Source organism: Bdellovibrio sp. HCB-162, from assembly GCF_047344985.1.
Taxonomy (GTDB): domain Bacteria; phylum Bdellovibrionota; class Bdellovibrionia; order Bdellovibrionales; family Bdellovibrionaceae; genus Bdellovibrio.
In genome coordinates this window covers 195,038-212,271 of sequence record NZ_CP178861.1, presented here as the reverse complement: position 1 = coordinate 212,271, position 17,234 = coordinate 195,038, and the positions used below count along the sequence as shown (strand labels likewise).

At 43.9% G+C, this 17,234-nt stretch carries 18 protein-coding genes; 4 read left to right on the top strand and 14 right to left on the bottom strand.

Annotated elements, in window-relative coordinates; translation table 11 throughout:
* The first annotated feature begins 12 nt into the window (after positions 1 to 12).
* Positions 13 to 1,383: a DEAD/DEAH box helicase gene (locus tag ACLSSO_RS01050; protein WP_413943811.1), complete on the top strand. Its 1,371-nt coding sequence runs from the start codon at positions 13 to 15 to the stop codon at positions 1,381 to 1,383.
* Here ACLSSO_RS01050 and ACLSSO_RS01045 read toward each other — a convergent pair.
* From ACLSSO_RS01045 to ACLSSO_RS01010, 8 genes are all read right to left on the bottom strand, one after another.
* Entirely contained in the window at positions 1,380 to 1,661 is a 282-nt protein-coding gene (locus tag ACLSSO_RS01045) for a hypothetical protein (protein ID WP_413943810.1), read from the bottom strand. The genes ACLSSO_RS01050 and ACLSSO_RS01045 overlap by 4 nt on opposite strands.
* On the bottom strand, positions 1,658 to 2,602 hold the full coding sequence (locus tag ACLSSO_RS01040) for a protein-glutamine glutaminase family protein (protein WP_413943809.1): 945 nt from the start codon (positions 2,600 to 2,602) through the stop codon (positions 1,658 to 1,660). Before ACLSSO_RS01040 ends, ACLSSO_RS01045 begins: the two co-directional genes overlap by 4 nt.
* 79 nt (positions 2,603 to 2,681) lie before the next feature.
* The gene (locus ACLSSO_RS01035) at positions 2,682 to 3,395 is read right to left on the bottom strand and encodes a response regulator transcription factor (RefSeq protein WP_295898917.1); all 714 of its coding nucleotides are present in this window, start codon (positions 3,393 to 3,395) and stop codon (positions 2,682 to 2,684) included.
* Positions 3,396 to 3,448: 53 nt separating this feature from the next.
* Positions 3,449 to 3,811, bottom strand: a complete 363-nt coding sequence (locus ACLSSO_RS01030; protein WP_295898920.1) for a translation initiation factor — start codon at positions 3,809 to 3,811, stop codon at positions 3,449 to 3,451.
* Positions 3,808 to 5,337, bottom strand: a complete 1,530-nt coding sequence (locus ACLSSO_RS01025) for a SpoVR family protein (RefSeq protein WP_413943808.1) — start codon at positions 5,335 to 5,337, stop codon at positions 3,808 to 3,810. Before ACLSSO_RS01025 ends, ACLSSO_RS01030 begins: the two co-directional genes overlap by 4 nt.
* 71 nt (positions 5,338 to 5,408) lie before the next feature.
* On the bottom strand, positions 5,409 to 6,506 hold the full coding sequence (locus tag ACLSSO_RS01020) for a DUF444 family protein (RefSeq protein ID WP_295905627.1): 1,098 nt from the start codon (positions 6,504 to 6,506) through the stop codon (positions 5,409 to 5,411).
* Entirely contained in the window at positions 6,506 to 8,581 is a 2,076-nt protein-coding gene (locus ACLSSO_RS01015; RefSeq protein ID WP_295905628.1) for a PrkA family serine protein kinase, read from the bottom strand. Before ACLSSO_RS01015 ends, ACLSSO_RS01020 begins: the two co-directional genes overlap by 1 nt.
* Positions 8,582 to 8,660: 79 nt before the next feature.
* Positions 8,661 to 9,290: a hypothetical protein gene (locus ACLSSO_RS01010; protein WP_413943807.1), complete on the bottom strand. Its 630-nt coding sequence runs from the start codon at positions 9,288 to 9,290 to the stop codon at positions 8,661 to 8,663.
* Positions 9,291 to 9,307: 17 nt separating this feature from the next.
* On the opposite strand from ACLSSO_RS01010, the gene ACLSSO_RS01005 reads away from it, so the two are divergent.
* Entirely contained in the window at positions 9,308 to 9,928 is a 621-nt protein-coding gene (locus tag ACLSSO_RS01005; protein ID WP_295905631.1) for a hypothetical protein, read from the top strand.
* On the opposite strand, the gene ACLSSO_RS01000 is transcribed toward ACLSSO_RS01005, so the two are convergent.
* From ACLSSO_RS01000 to ACLSSO_RS00990, 3 genes are all read right to left on the bottom strand, one after another.
* The gene (locus ACLSSO_RS01000) at positions 9,925 to 10,614 is read right to left on the bottom strand and encodes a c-type cytochrome domain-containing protein (RefSeq protein WP_295905633.1); all 690 of its coding nucleotides are present in this window, start codon (positions 10,612 to 10,614) and stop codon (positions 9,925 to 9,927) included. The two genes, ACLSSO_RS01005 and ACLSSO_RS01000, sit on opposite strands and share 4 nt — an antisense overlap.
* A gap of 149 nt (positions 10,615 to 10,763) precedes the next feature.
* Positions 10,764 to 12,641 (bottom strand): tetratricopeptide repeat protein, encoded by a 1,878-nt coding sequence (locus ACLSSO_RS00995; protein ID WP_413943806.1) that lies wholly within the window; start codon positions 12,639 to 12,641, stop codon positions 10,764 to 10,766.
* Positions 12,642 to 12,746: 105 nt separating this feature from the next.
* Entirely contained in the window at positions 12,747 to 13,451 is a 705-nt protein-coding gene (locus tag ACLSSO_RS00990; RefSeq protein WP_413943805.1) for a hypothetical protein, read from the bottom strand.
* Between the two features lie 53 nt (positions 13,452 to 13,504).
* On the opposite strand from ACLSSO_RS00990, the gene ACLSSO_RS00985 reads away from it, so the two are divergent.
* Positions 13,505 to 14,050 (top strand): polyhydroxyalkanoate synthesis regulator DNA-binding domain-containing protein, encoded by a 546-nt coding sequence (locus tag ACLSSO_RS00985; protein ID WP_011162824.1) that lies wholly within the window; start codon positions 13,505 to 13,507, stop codon positions 14,048 to 14,050.
* A gap of 80 nt (positions 14,051 to 14,130) precedes the next feature.
* Here ACLSSO_RS00985 and ACLSSO_RS00980 read toward each other — a convergent pair whose 3' ends face one another.
* Together ACLSSO_RS00980 and lpoB are read right to left on the bottom strand one after the other, a co-directional pair.
* Positions 14,131 to 15,372, bottom strand: coding sequence for a COG3014 family protein (locus ACLSSO_RS00980; protein ID WP_413943804.1), 1,242 nt, complete (start codon positions 15,370 to 15,372; stop codon positions 14,131 to 14,133).
* Positions 15,373 to 15,376: 4 nt separating this feature from the next.
* Positions 15,377 to 15,976 (bottom strand): penicillin-binding protein activator LpoB, encoded by a 600-nt coding sequence (lpoB, locus tag ACLSSO_RS00975; RefSeq protein ID WP_413943803.1) that lies wholly within the window; start codon positions 15,974 to 15,976, stop codon positions 15,377 to 15,379.
* A gap of 134 nt (positions 15,977 to 16,110) precedes the next feature.
* Between lpoB and ACLSSO_RS00970 the strand changes: the two genes are divergently transcribed.
* Positions 16,111 to 16,521 (top strand): JAB domain-containing protein, encoded by a 411-nt coding sequence (locus ACLSSO_RS00970; protein WP_295906068.1) that lies wholly within the window; start codon positions 16,111 to 16,113, stop codon positions 16,519 to 16,521.
* Here the strand turns inward: ACLSSO_RS00970 and ACLSSO_RS00965 are convergent.
* A complete protein-coding gene (locus tag ACLSSO_RS00965) occupies positions 16,515 to 17,129 on the bottom strand; it encodes a hypothetical protein (RefSeq protein ID WP_295906066.1) in 615 nt (204 codons plus the stop codon). The two genes, ACLSSO_RS00970 and ACLSSO_RS00965, sit on opposite strands and share 7 nt — an antisense overlap.
* Between the last annotated feature and the right edge of the window lie 105 nt (positions 17,130 to 17,234).

The window sequence follows — 17,234 nt, the reverse complement described above, 5'->3', positions numbered from 1 at the left end:
AAGTGGCCTTTCATGACAACGACAAAATTTACTGATCTCCCTTTAATTGCTCCTCTTCAATTTTCTTTAAAAGAAGCAGGTTACGAACATCCAACCCCAATTCAATTGGCGGCGATTCCTGTTATTCTTGAAGGGCACGACCTTTTGGGGATCGCTCAAACTGGAACTGGAAAAACAGCGGCGTTTTCTTTGCCGATGTTGCAAAATCTTTCTAAACATCAAACGCGCCGTGAAGCCAGACGTCCTCGCGCTTTGATTCTGACTCCGACACGTGAACTTGCGATTCAAATCCACGAAAACATCGTGGCTTATAGCAATCATTTAAAACTAAAACACGCCGTGATCTTTGGTGGTGTCGGGCAAGCTCCACAAGTGAAGGCATTGCAAGAAGGTGTGGATATCTTGATTGCGACTCCGGGTCGCTTGATGGATTTGTATCAACAAAAGTTTTTACACTTAGACCGTGTTGAGATTTTTGTTTTAGATGAAGCCGATCGCATGCTCGATATGGGTTTCATGCAAGATATTAAAAAAATTGTGCCGCTTCTGCCGAAGAAACGTCACAACTTGTTTTTCTCTGCAACTATGCCGCCAGAGATTCAAAAGCTGGCTCATAGCATTTTGGTGAATCCAAAAAAAGTAGAAGTGACTCCGACATCATCGACAGCTGAAAAAGTCGAACAGCGTGTGATGTATGTTGAGAAAAAAGATAAGCTGGATCTTCTTTTGCATCTCTTGAAAGACAACGATCTTTTTAAAGTCTTGGTCTTCGTGCAAATGAAATACGGAGCGAATCGCGTAGTAGATAAACTTGTGAAAGCGGGAGTGGAAGCTGCAGGCATTCACGGCGATAAATCTCAGTCGGCTCGTCAAAGAGCCCTTGAGGATTTCCGCACAGGTAAAATTCGTGTGTTGGTAGCGACTGAAATCGCAGCGCGCGGAATTGATATTGAAGGCATCACTCACGTAATTAATCTTGAAATCCCGCACATTCCTGAAAGCTACGTTCACCGTATCGGAAGAACAGCGCGTGCCGGAGCTTCAGGACAGTCGATCTCTTTTGCGACAGCGGAAGAAAGATCTTTCATCTTTGCGATTGAAAAGATCACTCGTCAGCCGATCCCTTTAGATAAAAATCAACCTTTCCATTCCGAGGCGATTGAAAAAGCGGCTGTGATGAGCCCTGGCAAAGCTAAGGCGATGCTTGAAGGCCAGAAAAAGGAAAACAAGCAGCGCAACTACGCAAAGAAAAGACCTTTCGGCAATAAAGGTGGAGGACACCAAGCAAAAAGTGGTGGCGCACCCAAAGGTGGCGGACATCCATCTAAAGGCGGTGGCGGTCCTCACAAAAAGTTTTCTGGTAAAAAAGGTCCCCGCAACTAGGGGCCTTTCACTTCTAAGATTTTTCTTGTCAGAGGGTCCACTGTCACTGCGACAGGCTTTTGGGTCTTCTGACTTTTTTCAAGTTTACTCAAAACCGTTTTATTCTGCTCGATTTCATACAGAACTGGTTCGCGGTGAAAAGTGATGAACGACTTTTCTTTGATCGTTTTGATTTTGTAAACGCGATCAATAAAGTTCTGCGTCTTGAAAGTCGGTATTTCATTAGCAAAAACCGAGATACCCACAAAAAGAAAAAGTGTCGCGATTAAATACTTCATAACTTTCCTTCTTGTTGAAGTTTTTTGAAATAGGCTTTTTGAATTTCGCGATCCTCTAAATCGCGACGACGCATTTCCAGTTCTTGCTCCGCCATCACCGTTTCAGCAATATGCCAACGGCCACGACTTGGATCATCGTGAATAGATTTAAGACTTCCTCCCCGAAGAGGATCTAAAACAAAACGATCCGTCATATAAAGTTCAACATTGTCTTTAAACTGTTTGTTCGGAAGCATTTTATCGGTCCACGTTTTCACAGGAACCGCACGGTCAAACATCGCAGGATCAATCACTCGCAATTCCACACCGTTCTTCGTTTCAACGGCGATCACCGGAGCCACGTGATAAGTCCACATCACTCCTTCACCATTGAGGGCCTTTTTAGTTTCAACAGCCAAAGCACCTTCTGCGAAAATTTTCGCCACACGAATGCCGCGTTTTTCTAACTCACGCGCCATGATATGCGCTCTTGCCCAACAGCCATTTTCAACAACATCAAAAGCATATTTAGGATCTTTAGAAAGTTCAGAGAAGATTTTATTAAGCTCTTCTTCTTTTACAACTGACACGGGAATTGTTCCGGCTGCCGTTTTTTCGATATTCACGCTGGGATAAGCAACACGGGGATTGTCTTTCTTCGGGTCACACTTCTCAGCGCGATTGACGGAGTTTAAAGACTTCGTGAAGCTATTGAAAAAATCCGAGTAGTCATAGACATTGGCTTTTCCGTCGCGAAATTTTTTTGAGAATGTGGCATTCGCATCCGGAAGAGAAGACTCTTGGTACTGGCCTGCATACATGCAGACCTCTTCCATATTGGCTCTTTCAGACGGCGTCAGCTCTTCGATCTTAACTTGATCACACAACAACTCGGGACTGATGGCCCAAACAGGAAGAGTAAAAAGAAACAGAATTAAGAGTGAAATCCGACGTAGATGCATAGACTTTCTTATCGGATTTTTATGGATTCGCTAAAAGAGAGCTGGACTTAGGTCGGCCTTATAAAAGGACAGCGCAAGACTATTCCTGCGCTTCCAATCTATAACCCAAAGAAGGGACAGCCACGATGCGCCCGTTGAATTTTGCAATTTTGCGTTTCAAGTAGTTGATCTGAGAATCCACGTTACGTGAAGTCACTTCCGTGTCTCCCCAAATCTCTGACAAGCACTTATCACGCGTGACAAGATTGTTTTTGCCAGCGACAAGCAATTTTAAAATATCAAACTGCTTAGGCGTGAGATTCACTTCTTCACCATCAACGAAAACTTGGCGAGACAAAAGATTCATACGCAAGTTTGCAGCAACAAGTTCAGAAGCCATTTCCGGTTCTTTTTCTGACAAGCGCGCTTTAATTCTAAGAATCAACTCTTTCACGTGGAAAGGTTTAGAAATGAAATCATCAGCGCCGGTTTCAAAAGCTTTGATTCTTTCATCAATCGTTGCCGCACCAGAAACAAAAATGATCGGTGTGTTTTTCGTTGATTCTGTTTCCCGAACCATACGACAAACATCAACGCCCATCACTCCAGGCATTTTATAATCTAGAAGAATAAGATCCGGTCTTTTTTCATTAATAAGCTTTACTGCAGATGTGCTGTCGGAAGTGTACGAGCACTCGTAGGTAGAGCTTAAAATCTCAGCCAGAAGCTTACAGCTCTCTTCATAGTCATCTACAATTACAATCTTTTTAGCAGCCAAGTCTGCACCTCTTGGATTCGCCGTAAACATGTTCATATTTGAAGCATCACCCGATCAGGCTAAAAAAACAAGCAGTACGGGGTCCAGTTTTAAACACCCTTATATTTGATATGCTTTCCGTCAAGGATCTTCTTCAGCTGATCCCTTTTATCACCTTGAATTTCGATGATGCCACTTTTTTCTGACAAAATGTGAGTACCACCGACTCCGCATTTCGCTTTAAGTTCTTTAGCGAGCGTTTTGAGATAATCCTCGTTGCGAGGAAAGCCATCCATGACTGTGACCGTTTTCCCGCCTCTGCCGCCCTTTTCAAGGCGGAAGATGACAGTGAATTGTCCTTCTTTAACAGAATCCTCAGGACGACAGCGACATTCCGCCATCAATTCTTTGCACTGAGGACATTTGATATTGTCTTTGGGATCGGTACTAAAAACTAAGCGAGTATTCTTCATGATCCTGAGCTTTCTTGATTCGAAGGATTCGGGCTTGGGCCTTCACCCAGCTTGTGCTGTGTATACTCCTTTCCGTCGAATCTAAAAAGCTGCGGGGTTTCATCCATCACTGTCGCTATGTTCACCGGGCGTTTCCAAATTTTGAAAACGTTCTTCAAAGTTTCACTCATAAAATCCGGCTGCATATCAATGCCTTCATGGAGATGAGTCAAAAGAAGCTCTCCACGATTTTCAAAGTTGGCGTCTTCAATGCGAATAATCGGCTGCCCGAAGTTCGTCATATGGAACAATAACTGTGCTTTGATAGCTTTGAAGTCTTTGGTATCAACCTCAAACTTTCCGGTTTTCTTATTAAACTTGTACACAAACAATTTATTCCGCACACAGAAGTCTTCTGTGAGGAACTGATCGATGAAAGTCACATCGTTGCACACTTTGCGAACTTCAAAGATCTTTTCGCGACCGAGATTTAATTTTTTATCCCAGTGTTTTCTTTCGCGAACATCGTCACACTGTTCCCACTCGCGACCGAACTGACCTTTGTTCCAACGCTCTTCAATGTCGCGGAAAAGTTCAATGCCGACCTTATAGGGATTGTACCCATTCGGAGCCATTGCCATCGTACCACTGTGATGATCGGCAAAGTCGATGATCTCTGAGTCATTCAAAATCTTTGTCGTCATGAGTTTGGAATGCCAATACGACGCCCATCCCTCATTCATGGTCTTTGTCATACCTTGCGGAGAAAAATAATAAGCCTCATCACGAATGATCGAAAGCACATCCTGCTGCCAATCTGTGAGTGGCGCATAATGAATAAAGAAATTCAAAATATCTTTTTCAGGTTCACTTGGAAAACGCTGCGCTTTTTCTTGTGCTTCTTGTTCTGCCTTACGACGTTGTTCTTCAACAAACGAAGGCGGATTGATGTAGTCGCGCATATAAGAGCGATCTACACGCAAAAGATAATTCGGTTCCTGAGCTGCACGCGGCTCTTCAGGCTTAGCCACAGACTTTTCCACATAAGGACTGTAGCGGTCGATCAAGTTTTCAAGACTTAAACAGACGTCGATGAAATTTTCGACGACGTCTTGACCGTAACGATCCATGTAACGACGAATGCGTGTCGCATGATTCGCCATTTGGTCCATCATCTTGCGATTTGTTTTTGAGAACCAAATATTATTCTTAAAGAAATCGCAGTGACCATAAACGTGAGCCATCACGAGTTTTTGATCCATCATTGCGTTACCTTCCATCAGGTACGCGTAGCAAGGATCGGTATTGATCACCATTTCGTAAATTTTTGAAAGACCGTATTCGTAGCTCTTAGAAAGATGCTCGTACTCCATCCCGAATTTCCAGTGCGGATAGCGTACTGGGAACCCGCCGTAAGCCGCGAACTGATTGATTTGATCGTAAGTGATCAATTCAAAGATCGTTTCAAAGCAATCCAGTCCCGCGTCTTTTGCGATTTGCCAGATTCTTTTTCTTTCTGCTTCTAATTCGGGAGTTAAATTAGCCATTACACTACTCCAATTCACGAGCTGCTTCAGCTCCGGGCCTTTGGCCCTCTGCTCTGCCGGCGTCCGCCGCCCTACCGGCCCTTTCCTAAGAAATCTTTGATGGAATCTAAAATCTTATCGCGGCTTTCAATTTGGCTGAGAGTCAGTCTTTCATCAGAGCCAAATTCTTTTTGCAGGTCTTTTAAGAACTGACCGCTTCCGTATTTACTTTCCACCTGCCCGTAACTAAAGACGTTGCAGTTAGGAAGGAAAAACTCTGTCAGCATCTTTACGCAAAGACGAGTGTCTTCGCCAGACCAGTTGTCGCCGTCACTAAAATGGAATGGATAAATATTCCAATCAGCTACTGGATAATCTTTTTCGATGATCTCTTGGCAAAGTTTATAAGCCGAGCTGATCAACGTACCACCCGATTCGCTGGTTCTAAAGAAAGTGTCTTCATCGACTTCTTTAGCCGCGGCATCGTGAATAATGAATCTTGTCTCAAGACCCTTATAATGTTTTTTCAACCACGTATTGATCCAGAAGCTTTCAAGACGAACGATTTCTTTTTGTTCGTCTCCCATACTTCCAGAAACGTCCATCATATAAATCACAACCGCTTGTGTTTGCGGTTGCTGAACTTTTTTAAACGATTTGTACTGCATATCACGACGGATCGGCAGAACCAGCGGTTCTTCAGGATTGTAAGTTCCTGAACCCACCATGCGTTTTAAAGCTCTCTTATAGGAAGATTTGAAATGACGAAGACCTTCCGGTCCCACGGGCGCAAGGCCTGTGAATTTCGTCTTCATGGAATCAATGTTTTTAGATCCTTTAGGTTCAATGCGCGGAAGCTGAAGCTTTTCGCCCAAGATATCAGCCAGTTCTTCCATTGTAAGTTCCACTTCCAGAAGATGTTCCCCTGGAGCTTCACCGGCTTGACCTTGTCCACCTTCACCTGGGTCACCCACGTCTTGACCGGGCTGACCCTCACCTTGACCGACCCCGCCTTGTTGTTTGGGGCCGTAGCGGAAGTTTGGAATATCGATACGAGGAAGCGGAATTTTTACGAACTCGTCTTCGCGCTTCCCGATCATCTCACCCTGAGAGACGTATTTGCGTAGGTCTTCTTTAACCTTACCCTTTACGATCTCTCTAAATCTGTTGTGGTCTTCACGTATCGACATTATTTATTCTTTACGTCCCCTCGAGCGAAGATACTTGCAACATAGTGTAAAACGTCTGTCGCAGAGATCTCATCGTACCCGAAGTCCTTGATGAGACGGGTTTTAACAATATCAATTTTTTCTTGAGTGTCTTTGTCAGCCACATTGCTCACAAGAGTCGTCAACTTGATACTGTCTTTTTGGTCTTCGAAAAGTTTCAGCTCAATCGCCTTATGAAGACGTTCGTTCATTTTGTAATTGAACTTCTTGCCTTCCAAAGCCAAAGCCCCGATGTAATTCATGATCTCGCGACGGAAATCGTCTTTGCGAGATTCAGGAATTTCAATTTTCTCTTCAATCGAACGCATCAAACGCTCATCTGGTTCTTCATCGTTACCAGTAAACTGGTTACGAACCTTTTCGCGCTGAGTGTACGCTTTAACGTTATCGATATAATTCGCTGTCAAACGTTGCATTGCACCTTCATCAGCACTGATCGCTCTTTGCACTTCAGCTTTGATGATCTCTTCGTATTCCTGCATCACAACGCCCAAGAGTTCCTTGTACTCGGTTTTCAATTCTTCACTTGAAATGAGTGAATGATTTTTAAGACCGGATTCAAGTTCTTTAAACACCATGAACGGATTCACAGAACCTTTGTTGGACTGTTGAGCCGCCACAAGAGCGTTTGAAAGTTTATCTTGGATATAACGAGCCGAGATACCTTCAAGACCTTCGCGGTTGGCTTCCTTACGAAGCTCACGCACGTTGTCCTCCGTATAGTTCGGCAAAGTTTTACCGTTATAGAGTTTCAACTTTTGCAAACGAGTGAGGTTTGCTTTCTTCGGTTTTTCCAAACGAGTGAGGATCGCCCACATCGCCGCCATTTCTACTGTGTGAGGCGCGATACTGATACCGCGTACTTTTTGCGAGTTGAAATCGCGCTTATAGATATTGATCTCATCTCTCCAACGAGTGATGTACGGAATGTCAATTTTCACAGTACGGTCACGAAGGGCTTCCATGAATTCGTTATCTTGAAGACGACGGTACTCCGGCTCATTGGTGTGACCGATGATCACTTCATCGATATGAGTCTGCGCAAACTTCTTAGGTTTCACTCTGTGTTCTTGCGAAGCACCTAGCAAATCGTACAAGAAGGCCACATCAAGTTTCAACACCTCGACAAATTCAATCATCCCGCGATTGGCAACGTTGAACTCCCCGTCAAAGTTAAATGCGCGAGGATCGGAATCAGATCCGTACTCGGCGATCTTACGGTAATTGATATCACCAGTTAATTCCGTAGAGTCTTGGTTCTTTTCATCTTTCGGTTGGAAAGTACCGATACCGATACGATCGGCTTCAGAGATGAACAGACGCTTCACACGCACGTGCGAAAGAACTTTCATCAAATCGCCTTGGTATCTTTCCATTAAAGATTTAAAGATAAAACGAGAAGGAGGGCTGAGCTCTCCTTCTAATTGCACGCGGTATGAACCTTCTTGTCCTTTGTTGATGGACTCGAACACTTGAGGACGCAGTTCTTCTGGAATCAGAAGAAGAGGTTCCTCGTTCATCGGCGAGGGGAAGGCTTTCACTCCCTTACCAAGAATGCCATCAAGTTCCAATTTTTCATCGATCCATTCAAATGTGTAAACCGCGCCTTCTTTTGAGTGCGAGTAGCGCTCAAGGCCTTTTTTCAGCATACGGCAGATTGTGGATTTCGCACTTCCCACCGGGCCGTGAAGAAGAATCACACGCTTCTCGGTTCCATAACCAAGAGCCGCCGCTTTTAAAACATTCACCAACTTCATCAGTTGAACATCAAGTCCGAAGACCGCGTCTTTGCCGTTGTTATGGATGTCGTCGAAAAATTTATAGCGAACGACTTCTTTTTTGAAATCGATATACGTCTCTGTGCCCTCTTCAACAATCATGTCATACATGCGTTGGTAAGCATTTCGCGTAATTTTTGGATTTTGTTTTACAAGATCAAGATACTCTTCGAAGGAGCCACTCCAATGCTCTTTAGCTTGAGTGCTTGAGTTCTGCCAATTGGTGACCAACGAATGAAGATCAATCTTAGAGGCCATAATCTCTCCTCGGGGTGCTTGGTGACACACACCCACATTCTTTAGATTATGCCTCAATCCTAGACGGTTAACGAGGAATTTAATTTATTTGTATTGCTTTGAATCCTGTCGGTTGTTTCAAAGTGAAAAGGTCCGTCTTGAACTGGACCTCCGTCTGGGGTGCAGAGAAATGCCACTGCATTTCGAATTGCGGGGCCGTAATTACGACTTTCTTTTGACCTTCTTTTCGATCTAACCAATTCACGCGAATTCCTCTCTGTGAATTCTCACATTGAGAGATGAAACCTGTGTGGTCCAAACTACATTTCCAGCCAGGTCCACGCACGGGTTCGTCAAATGCGATATTTGTCAAATTCATCGGATGTAACTGAAGATCGATCATTCGAGTGAAAGCTCGATCCGAGTTTCTTCCATAAAAGAACGTTTTTTGAGGATAGATGATATAAGAGATTTCCGAAGGGCTCATCACAAGACTCGCAACTTGAAATCCCAATAACGCCGTTATCTCCAAACGCGCTCGTTCATTCTTAATCGCATAAATATCTATATTGAGTGACTGAGTTTTATTCTCTCTTTGATCCTTAATCAGTGCTTTGGTTTCCCATTGAGCCTTTTGATAGGCTCCTTCCTTCACTGTCTTAGTGACACAACCAGAAACAAAAAAGGTTAGTAGAATTCCGAAGAGAAAGTGATTGATCCTTGTGTTCATTGCCTTAGCATAGAGAAATGAATTCTTTTAAACAAGCCTTGAATCACCTAAAAAGCCATTGGCAACAAAGCCTGGCGCTGGGGGCTGCGGCCAGTGTCTTGCTGCTCTTAACCCGCTATCTTCCTTATATAGGTGCTTTTTTTATTTCTTTGATTCTTTTAATTTTTCAACACGCTACAGAGCAATGGCTTGCCGGAAAAAACTGGAAGGACATTTCTTTTTTAAAAAAGGCCCTTCCCGCTTTTATCATTGTCAGTGTTATTTTGTTTCCCACCAGTGTTCTTGTGGGATCTTCGATGGGAATTATACAAAGCTCCCAAGGTTTTTTTGTCGCCGTTCCCACAGCCTGGGGACTTCTGATGATCGCCGTTTATTTTTACTTAGTCTTAAGCCACTCTCTGCGACTGCGCTTTGAAGACAATGTGGGAATTGCCAAAGCTATCGACATAGCCGGAATGGCTTCGCTCAAAAACTTTAAGCTCTATTTTATTTTGAGTTTTTACCTGAGCCTTCTCTTGGTTCTTTCGGGCTTTGCGTGGAATATAGGTCTTTTGGTCATTCTGCCTTTGCTTTTTTTCAGCAGTCATTTCTCATTCATTGAAATGAAAAAAATGGGACTGCTGCAAGTGGCGAATTAATTATTCAAAGCACCTTTTTTGATCCATTCCAAAATCAAGTTCACTTGTTCAGAACTCAACTGTGGGCTTGAGCGCGGAGGCATCTGCCCGCTGCGCGAAATCGTGTAAAGCACACTGCTTTCTGGTTTGGATTTATTCACAGCCTTTAAAACATTTGTATAAGTATCAAATGCGTATCCGCCTCGCGTGTGACCGGTATAGTGGCAACTCGCGCATTTCGGCCCAAACACATTCGATTTCAAATAGCTAAATGTCGGTTCAGGTCCGTTCACCACCGGAGGCGGTGCTACAGTTGAAGGTCCGCCATTAATCCACGCACGCAAAGTTTCTTTCTCTGCGGAGGCGAGCGGCTGACCCGGCGGCATTGAGTTATTTTGAATTTCCATAAACAAAGGCGAATCCTCCGCATGACCTGGAAGAATCAACCCTGAAGCCACCATGTGCTGAACACTCTGCAAACCGTACACTCCTGACGGACCACTGGTTTGCGTGTGGCATGAAGAACATTTATTAGAGAGAATCTGCAGCGAGGCACTTTCAATGGCCGGATCCAACGCTTGAGAGCTTTGATCCGAAGAAGATGAATTGTTAGAAGAATCGCCAGGGTCCCACCCCACTAAACTTTGTGGGTAACTGCAGCCTGCGAAAATCAAAAGAAGCATTGATGACACAATATATTTTTTCATGCAGCAAAGCTTGCAGGAAATTTTCAAGAAGGCTCCATAGGAAAACAAAAAGCTAGGCCTTAACTCACTGAAGGTCTCAGAAGAACTTGAGAATAGTCATTTTAAATAAAAAAAGACCCCTCGTTTCCGAGGGGTCTTTGGTTTTGATTTTATTTATCTTGTTGTGCGTGTTCCGCGATTGGAACGTCCGTCGTCGAAGCTGGCAAACGTGGATTTGTCAGCTCTTGTTTTTCGATTGCGAAGATCTTGTTGCGGATCTCTTCGACTTTCTTTTTGTCTGTCTCTAGATCAGCAGCTTTGCGATACATCTTCTTCGCTTTATCTACCATCGCCTGCTTATAGTAAGCGTCACCCAAGTGTTCAGCGATAATGCTGACAGTGGATTGGTACTTGTGAGCGGCTTCTAAGAACTTGATCGACTCTGTGAACTTCGCTTGCTTATAAAGAATCCATCCCAAAGTATCTAGCACGTAACCATCTTTAGGTTCTAATTCCAAAGCGCGACGAGCAAGTTTCTCTGCATCCGGAAGATGCACGTTCATCTCAGCCCAAGTGAAGGCTAAGTAGTTCATGCCTTGCACGTGGTTTGGATCAAGCTCCAAAACTTTTTGCATTTCTGTCACAACCACATCTTTGTTACCAAGACGGTCATTGATAGTACCGTAGTAGAAACGAAGTTGCGCATTATCGGCAAACTTCTCAAGGCCTTGCTCTAAAACTTTCGCAGCACCTTTAAAGTCATCTTTTTCATCCAACAAAGAAGCATACATCGCATACACTTGTGGTTGGTCTTGACGGTCTTTCAAACCTTTCGCTGCAACTTCCAACGCTTCATCAAGTTTATTCAAACCCTTCAGCAGATAAGCCGCATGTACGACTGATTCACCATAGTAAGTGCTTGATACTGGAATCTTACGATATTCTTTCACTGCTTTTTCAGCTTGGTGAGTTTCTTCGTAAACCGCCGCTAAATAGAAACGAACTTTGTCAGAATCCGGAGCGTCTTTAAGAACGTCTTCCAATTTCTTAGCTGCAAGATCGTATTTCTTTTGTTCAATCAAGATCAAAGCCATCTTCATGCGAACATTGAGCGGCTCATCAGATTCATTTTCCACCACTTCCAATTGCTCGTATGCTTTTTCGTAATCGCCACGCTCAATGAAAGTTTGCGCCAAGATTTCTGCGATCTTAGGGCTTGGAGTATTTTCTTTTTGGTACTCACGATACATTGCGATCGCTCTGTCTTCCTTCTTTTGCTTTGTGTAAAGCATTCCCAAAGAAAGAACAGCGTCGACAAAATCAGGTTTCAACTGCAAAGCCTTTTTGAAAGACTCTTCTGCGGCCTTTTGATATTTCGCTTCTGGTTGCTCCGCACGCACACGACCGATGTAGTAGTGCGCAAGATATGGAGTAGCGTAATCCGGATTTTTCGCCAAAGATTCAAAATATTTTACTGCTGTGTCAGATTGCTTTTGCTCTGAATACAAAGCACCAATGTAAAGCGGCGCCTCTGTGTTCGTTGGCTGCAACTTCATCACAGTGTTGTATTCCGCCAATGCTTTTGGATAAAGCTTCAATGAAGAGTACAAACCACCCACTAACAAGTGAGCGTCAACACTCTTCGGATCTTTCTTCACAGCTTCTTCCGCTTGCGCCAAAGACTCCGAGATCAAGCCTTGCTTTAAGTACTCCGCCGCCAAACGCATGTTCACCGCTGGAGATTCCTGATCGTAAACCAAGGTCATCTTAAAAGACTCAACCGCTTTTGCTGAATTGCCATCAAGGCTGTAAGCCTCACCCATCGCGAAGTAGTAATCAGCTTGAGTGCGCATGTAGAGAGGATCTAAAGTGCCGCTTCCATCTTGCGCTACGACCGAAGGAGCAAAAGAAGCGGGCGCTCTGTTTTTATCATCAAATGAGGCTTCGAAATAAGGAGCTTTGTCCGAGTCATTCGACGTGAAAGTCGCACAAGCTGTGAGGGTAGTTAGAAGCGGGAGTAATATCGCGGCCCTAGTGTATGGAAACATTTAATCTCCTTGGTCACTAGGCTGATCGGTTTTTTTTGAGAATTTCTTGATGAGACAATGCTGAGACAGGACCTCATCGCGACTTTAATCGTGATAAAGCACTGCCTAATTCTGAGCCATGCTCAAAAGGACCCCCATATCATCCCCAGAATAAACAGGTTGCTCTTTAACAGCGGCGTCTTCGTTGTCCAAGTCAGCCGTTTCGATTTTTTGATTCGGGCCTGCTGACCAAACAAGAATGCGCACTCTGCCTAAAGAATCCGTGGATAGAATTCTGTAATGGTAGGGTTGCCCCCAGGGGTCTATTCCCATAGTTCCGGTACTACGGAGATTTTCGGGGTGAATTCCCTTACTTTCCTCAACAGACGCGGGATTGCGGCCAGTGACCTTGTTAGAATGCAGGTGTGATTTTGATGCCTCGCGATATATTTGCACAACCTGGTACCCTACAACTTCGGCCTTTTGGCGGGCAGTTTCTATACGAGAGTCCTGCATTTGACGGTTCCAAGGGGTCGCAATGATCGCCGTCGAAAAGCCAACCAATCCTAACAGCGCCAGGACACCTGATGACTTAAACTCTTGTTTTTCTTCATTTTTCATTAAATTTCTTCCCGCAAAGAAAGGCCATTTAAGTACATTTCGGCCTAATTTCGAGAAAACTTTAGACAAAGGTCTGTAAAAGTTCGGAAAACGAATGCTTATTTGCGTAATCGTTGACGCCTGGAGTCTTTTCTTTTGATTTGAGGACCCCTTGACAAGGGGTGGCGGCAGGGATAGGTTGCGCCCATCTGCAAGGGGACGCTGAATCATAAGGCACTTATATCTCCTTGAGACTTTGGGGAAATTTCAAATTGGGAGGCACTTTGATCAACCAAAACGAAACAATGACATCGAAGCCAAATTCTAAAGTTAAAATCATCAAGCGCTATCAGAACCGCAAACTCTACGACACTCAACAAAGCTGCTATGTAACTTTGGACGATATCGCTAAAATGATCCGTACAAATGAAGAAGTAATGGTTATCGATAATAAATCTAAAAACGATATCACTGCTGCTACTTTGACTCAGATCATTTTCGAAGCAGAAAAGAAAGCATCTCAATACGCTCCTCTTTTCACACTTCGCGAAATCATCCAAAACGGTAACGGAAGCATCTCTGGTTACTTGGCTAAGCTTGGCGCGTTCCCTCAGGATTACATGACTAAGCAACAAGTAAACACAGTTGTTGAAAACGCTTCTACTGACAGCGTAAAACAAAACTTGGAAAACCGCGTAGCAACTGCTGCTACTCGCTACAACACAGACACTACTGCTAAAGTAGCTGCTGAAAAAGCGACTGTTCTTCCAGGTCTTCAACAAGACGACGAAACTCCAAACCTTCCTGGAACTTCTTTGTTGAACAACTAAGATAGTTTGACAGTTTCAAACGTAAAAAGGCTCCGCAAGGAGCCTTTTTTATTTTCACAGAGGGAAAAAGTACCAGGTACCTATTTCAACGAGCGCCAGACGACGAATTTCTTTTGTCCGGCTTTGATTTCAACTTCCTGATTCTCAAGACTTTCTGTCGTGTATCCACCGGCAGAGTTTAATCCTTCGATATTGAATTTATATTTTCCTGCTGAGAGCGGGATGCGAATCATCTGAATCGTCTGTGGCAATGTGGACCACTGGCGCACATCCGCGCGATCGGCAACGTTCAAAGCAATCCACGTTAGACTTCCTAAAAGTTCATTTTTTTGTCGCACTTGTTCTGAAAGAACGGCTTTCGTTGCGATACCACCAAGACGTTTTGCAATGAGGATTCCCTGGTCATCGCGCAAAGTTTCAATAGCCGCTTTTTGCACATCATAGACTTCACGACTCAGATAAGATTTTTGTTCGATGTCCACGCGCGCTTGCTGAGTTTCGCTATATGTCGGCATCAATGTTGGGAAACGATACTCGTTGGGACTGGCAACTTTTCTAGGTCCCCACCCCTGCTGGTAAATTACAACAAGTTCGCCTAGGTTTTTTTCATACCAAGACGGTTGTTCTTTCACCTCGGGAAATTGTTTTTTCCAACTTTGATATGTGTCCATCCGACGTGCGAGTTTCGCGGAACGAATCAAGTCCTCGTGAATTGTCGAGATTGTCGGATCAATTTTATAGGCTTCGTTGTATGCGATGTAAGCGTCATCGTAATTGTGACTCGCCTCCCAAATCACCGCCGACAAATATTTACTGAACGAATTAAGCTCAAAAGCTTTTTTCTCGTCGGCACGGTACTTCAAATACTTTTCATTGATACGACGAGCTTCTACAAGAGCATCGTCCAATTGACCAAGCTCCAAGAAATTCATCGCCAGATAAGCATTAATAAAGATCTTTTCGAAAGTGTCGCCCTTGTACTGAACCATTTCTTCATTCAGCGCCAAAGAACCTGCGATACGAGAAACAGATTGGTAGTCCACCATTTCTGCAAGGCGATCGGCTTTTAAAAAAATCTCATTACTTTCTTTGAGTTTCCCGGCGACTTGCAAAGCGACACCGTAATCCAAAAGATAGACCAATTGGTCGTCGTTTTCCTTCTCTGCCAAGGGTTTTAGCTCTGTCAGGGCTTTATCAAAATCCCGACGAGAAAGGGCCTCGCGTGCGCTGTGAACTTTGCTTTGGTAAGTCGCACACCCTAAGAGATTTAGAAGAAAAAAAAGACCCACGACAGGCGTGAGTCTTTGTAAGAAACGTTTCATTTAATTAAAGACCAATAGATTTTTTCTTAAATGTTTTACGAATTTGTTTTTGATCAGACCAAGTGATCATGCTGCTTTTTAAGTTCGTCAAATTCAAAGTCAGTTTGTAATACACAGACTTGTCTTTTCCAACTTCTTGAACGATGGAATCCAAACGGCCGTTGATAATGAAATCAGCTCCAACTTGGCCACCTGGGCCCTTTTTAGAGTCTTCAGCTACCATGCCAGAATTTTGGTAGTTGTATTCATCAGAGATATCTTGGCGAGCTTCCTTATCGATGAAACCTACTTTGCCTGATTTCATAAGTTCAACACGAACCATGTCCATAATACTTTGAGTGTCGATGTGCTCGCTTGTTTTATTTTGCAACCCTGTCACCATCACCACTGGCATTTTTTTAGCTTGGTTGATCGCTGGAGATTGCATCAAACTTGCCACTAGATCAGCAACCGCTTTTTGCATATCCGTTTCAGACCATTGATCGTTCATCAAGTTTTCGCGATTTACGTCATCGTACTGACCTTTAACAAACGCTTTAGGACCACAACTTGTCACTGCTAAAAAAGAAAGAGAAAGAGTTGCCAATGTAAGATTCTTTTTCATAATACCTTCCTACCCCTAAGGGACATACTCCCAAAGTCTATGTCGATGTTTTCGGACACGCAAGTCCCAAACCGACCTCCAGAAACGCTTTATTTCGACTCTAGAAACACGTTTATCTTGCACGTAGAAAAAACATGTCTGAAGTGTCCTCAAGTCTCCAAGCCTTTGAATGTCTCCGCGCACAAATCAATCCTTATGCCGAGGAAGTATGGCTGATTGCACTCAACTCACAAATGGAAGCTATTAAAATAGAGATGGTGTTTCGTGGCACGGCAGATCACTGTCTGATTCATCCGCGGGATATTTTTAGAATTCTCATATTGTGCAACGCGAGTTCATTTATTATGGCGCACAACCATCCGAGCGACCAAGTGCTCCCCTCGGAACAAGATCTTATTCTTACTAGAAAAATTCACCAGGCTTCAGTACTTTTACAAATTCCCCTCAACGATCACATCGTCATGACAAAAACGCAGTACTACAGCATGGCTGATCACGGGCATTTTAAAAAATGGAAAAAGAATAAAGATCTTTATCTTTACTGAAGAGCTTCGCTGCCGGAACCGAACAATTGCATGTTCGTATTTACGGACTGACTTGGATTGCGAAGTGGAGTCACGGAAATCACACGCGTGAGATCTTCGCTTAAGATAACTTTGTAACCGCCGCGACGGGCGTTTTCCACAAACTGACGTGCGTATTCTTCTTTGTAGGCTTGCGAATATTCACGCATTTGCTGAGCATTGAAAAGCTCTCTCTGAACGACATCGTGAGGAGTTGCGTATTCTTCTTGTTTTTCTCCACGACCTAATTCATTGGCCAACTCCTGAGCGCGAGTATCAGAAGAAAGATCCAAATGGTTTTCATTTTGATAAGCTCTTTGCGGTTGAGTGGAATTGAAATCGGTATTGAGCAAGCGAGCGTTTTCCACTTGCATGCGCTGGCGTTCTAGCTCCATCTTTTCATTTGTGAACATCAAGTGCCTGTTCACGGACTTTTCGTATTTTTCTGATTTCGCTGTCGGCGCAGGTCCTGCGACTTTAGGTTTCGGATCTTCGGCTCCCAGATAGGCAAAGATCAATCCCGCCGCTCCAATAAAGAGCAGCAAGGCGAAGAACATAGATCTTTCCTTATTAGACTTCTGGGACGTCATAAAAGCCTTATCGGCGTTTCCGAGACATTCTTAAGAAAAAGAGGCCTTCTCGTATCCTGTTGAGACATTTTGATCGAAAGAACATACTCCAGACGGGGGATGTTA

Excerpts from the sequence above, each read along its gene's own strand:
- ACLSSO_RS01010 (WP_413943807.1), bottom strand. The coding sequence starts at position 9,290 with ATGAACACAAGGATCAATCACTTTCTCTTCGGAATTCTACTAACCTTT.
- ACLSSO_RS01020 (WP_295905627.1), bottom strand. The coding sequence starts at position 6,506 with ATGTCGATACGTGAAGACCACAACAGATTTAGAGAGATCGTAAAGGGT.
- ACLSSO_RS01015 (WP_295905628.1), bottom strand. The coding sequence starts at position 8,581 with ATGGCCTCTAAGATTGATCTTCATTCGTTGGTCACCAATTGGCAGAAC.
- ACLSSO_RS00980 (WP_413943804.1), bottom strand. The coding sequence starts at position 15,372 with ATGAAACGTTTCTTACAAAGACTCACGCCTGTCGTGGGTCTTTTTTTT.
- ACLSSO_RS01000 (WP_295905633.1), bottom strand. The coding sequence starts at position 10,614 with ATGAAAAAATATATTGTGTCATCAATGCTTCTTTTGATTTTCGCAGGC.
- ACLSSO_RS01040 (WP_413943809.1), bottom strand. The coding sequence starts at position 2,602 with ATGCATCTACGTCGGATTTCACTCTTAATTCTGTTTCTTTTTACTCTT.
- ACLSSO_RS01025 (WP_413943808.1), bottom strand. The coding sequence starts at position 5,337 with ATGGCTAATTTAACTCCCGAATTAGAAGCAGAAAGAAAAAGAATCTGG.
- lpoB (WP_413943803.1), bottom strand. The coding sequence starts at position 15,976 with ATGAAAAAGAATCTTACATTGGCAACTCTTTCTCTTTCTTTTTTAGCA.
- ACLSSO_RS01050 (WP_413943811.1), top strand. The coding sequence starts at position 13 with ATGACAACGACAAAATTTACTGATCTCCCTTTAATTGCTCCTCTTCAA.
- ACLSSO_RS00965 (WP_295906066.1), bottom strand. The coding sequence starts at position 17,129 with ATGACGTCCCAGAAGTCTAATAAGGAAAGATCTATGTTCTTCGCCTTG.
- ACLSSO_RS00970 (WP_295906068.1), top strand. The coding sequence starts at position 16,111 with ATGTCTGAAGTGTCCTCAAGTCTCCAAGCCTTTGAATGTCTCCGCGCA.
- ACLSSO_RS00995 (WP_413943806.1), bottom strand. The coding sequence starts at position 12,641 with ATGTTTCCATACACTAGGGCCGCGATATTACTCCCGCTTCTAACTACC.
- ACLSSO_RS01030 (WP_295898920.1), bottom strand. The coding sequence starts at position 3,811 with ATGAAGAATACTCGCTTAGTTTTTAGTACCGATCCCAAAGACAATATC.
- ACLSSO_RS00990 (WP_413943805.1), bottom strand. The coding sequence starts at position 13,451 with ATGATTCAGCGTCCCCTTGCAGATGGGCGCAACCTATCCCTGCCGCCA.
- ACLSSO_RS01045 (WP_413943810.1), bottom strand. The coding sequence starts at position 1,661 with ATGAAGTATTTAATCGCGACACTTTTTCTTTTTGTGGGTATCTCGGTT.
- ACLSSO_RS01005 (WP_295905631.1), top strand. The coding sequence starts at position 9,308 with ATGAATTCTTTTAAACAAGCCTTGAATCACCTAAAAAGCCATTGGCAA.
- ACLSSO_RS01035 (WP_295898917.1), bottom strand. The coding sequence starts at position 3,395 with ATGAACATGTTTACGGCGAATCCAAGAGGTGCAGACTTGGCTGCTAAA.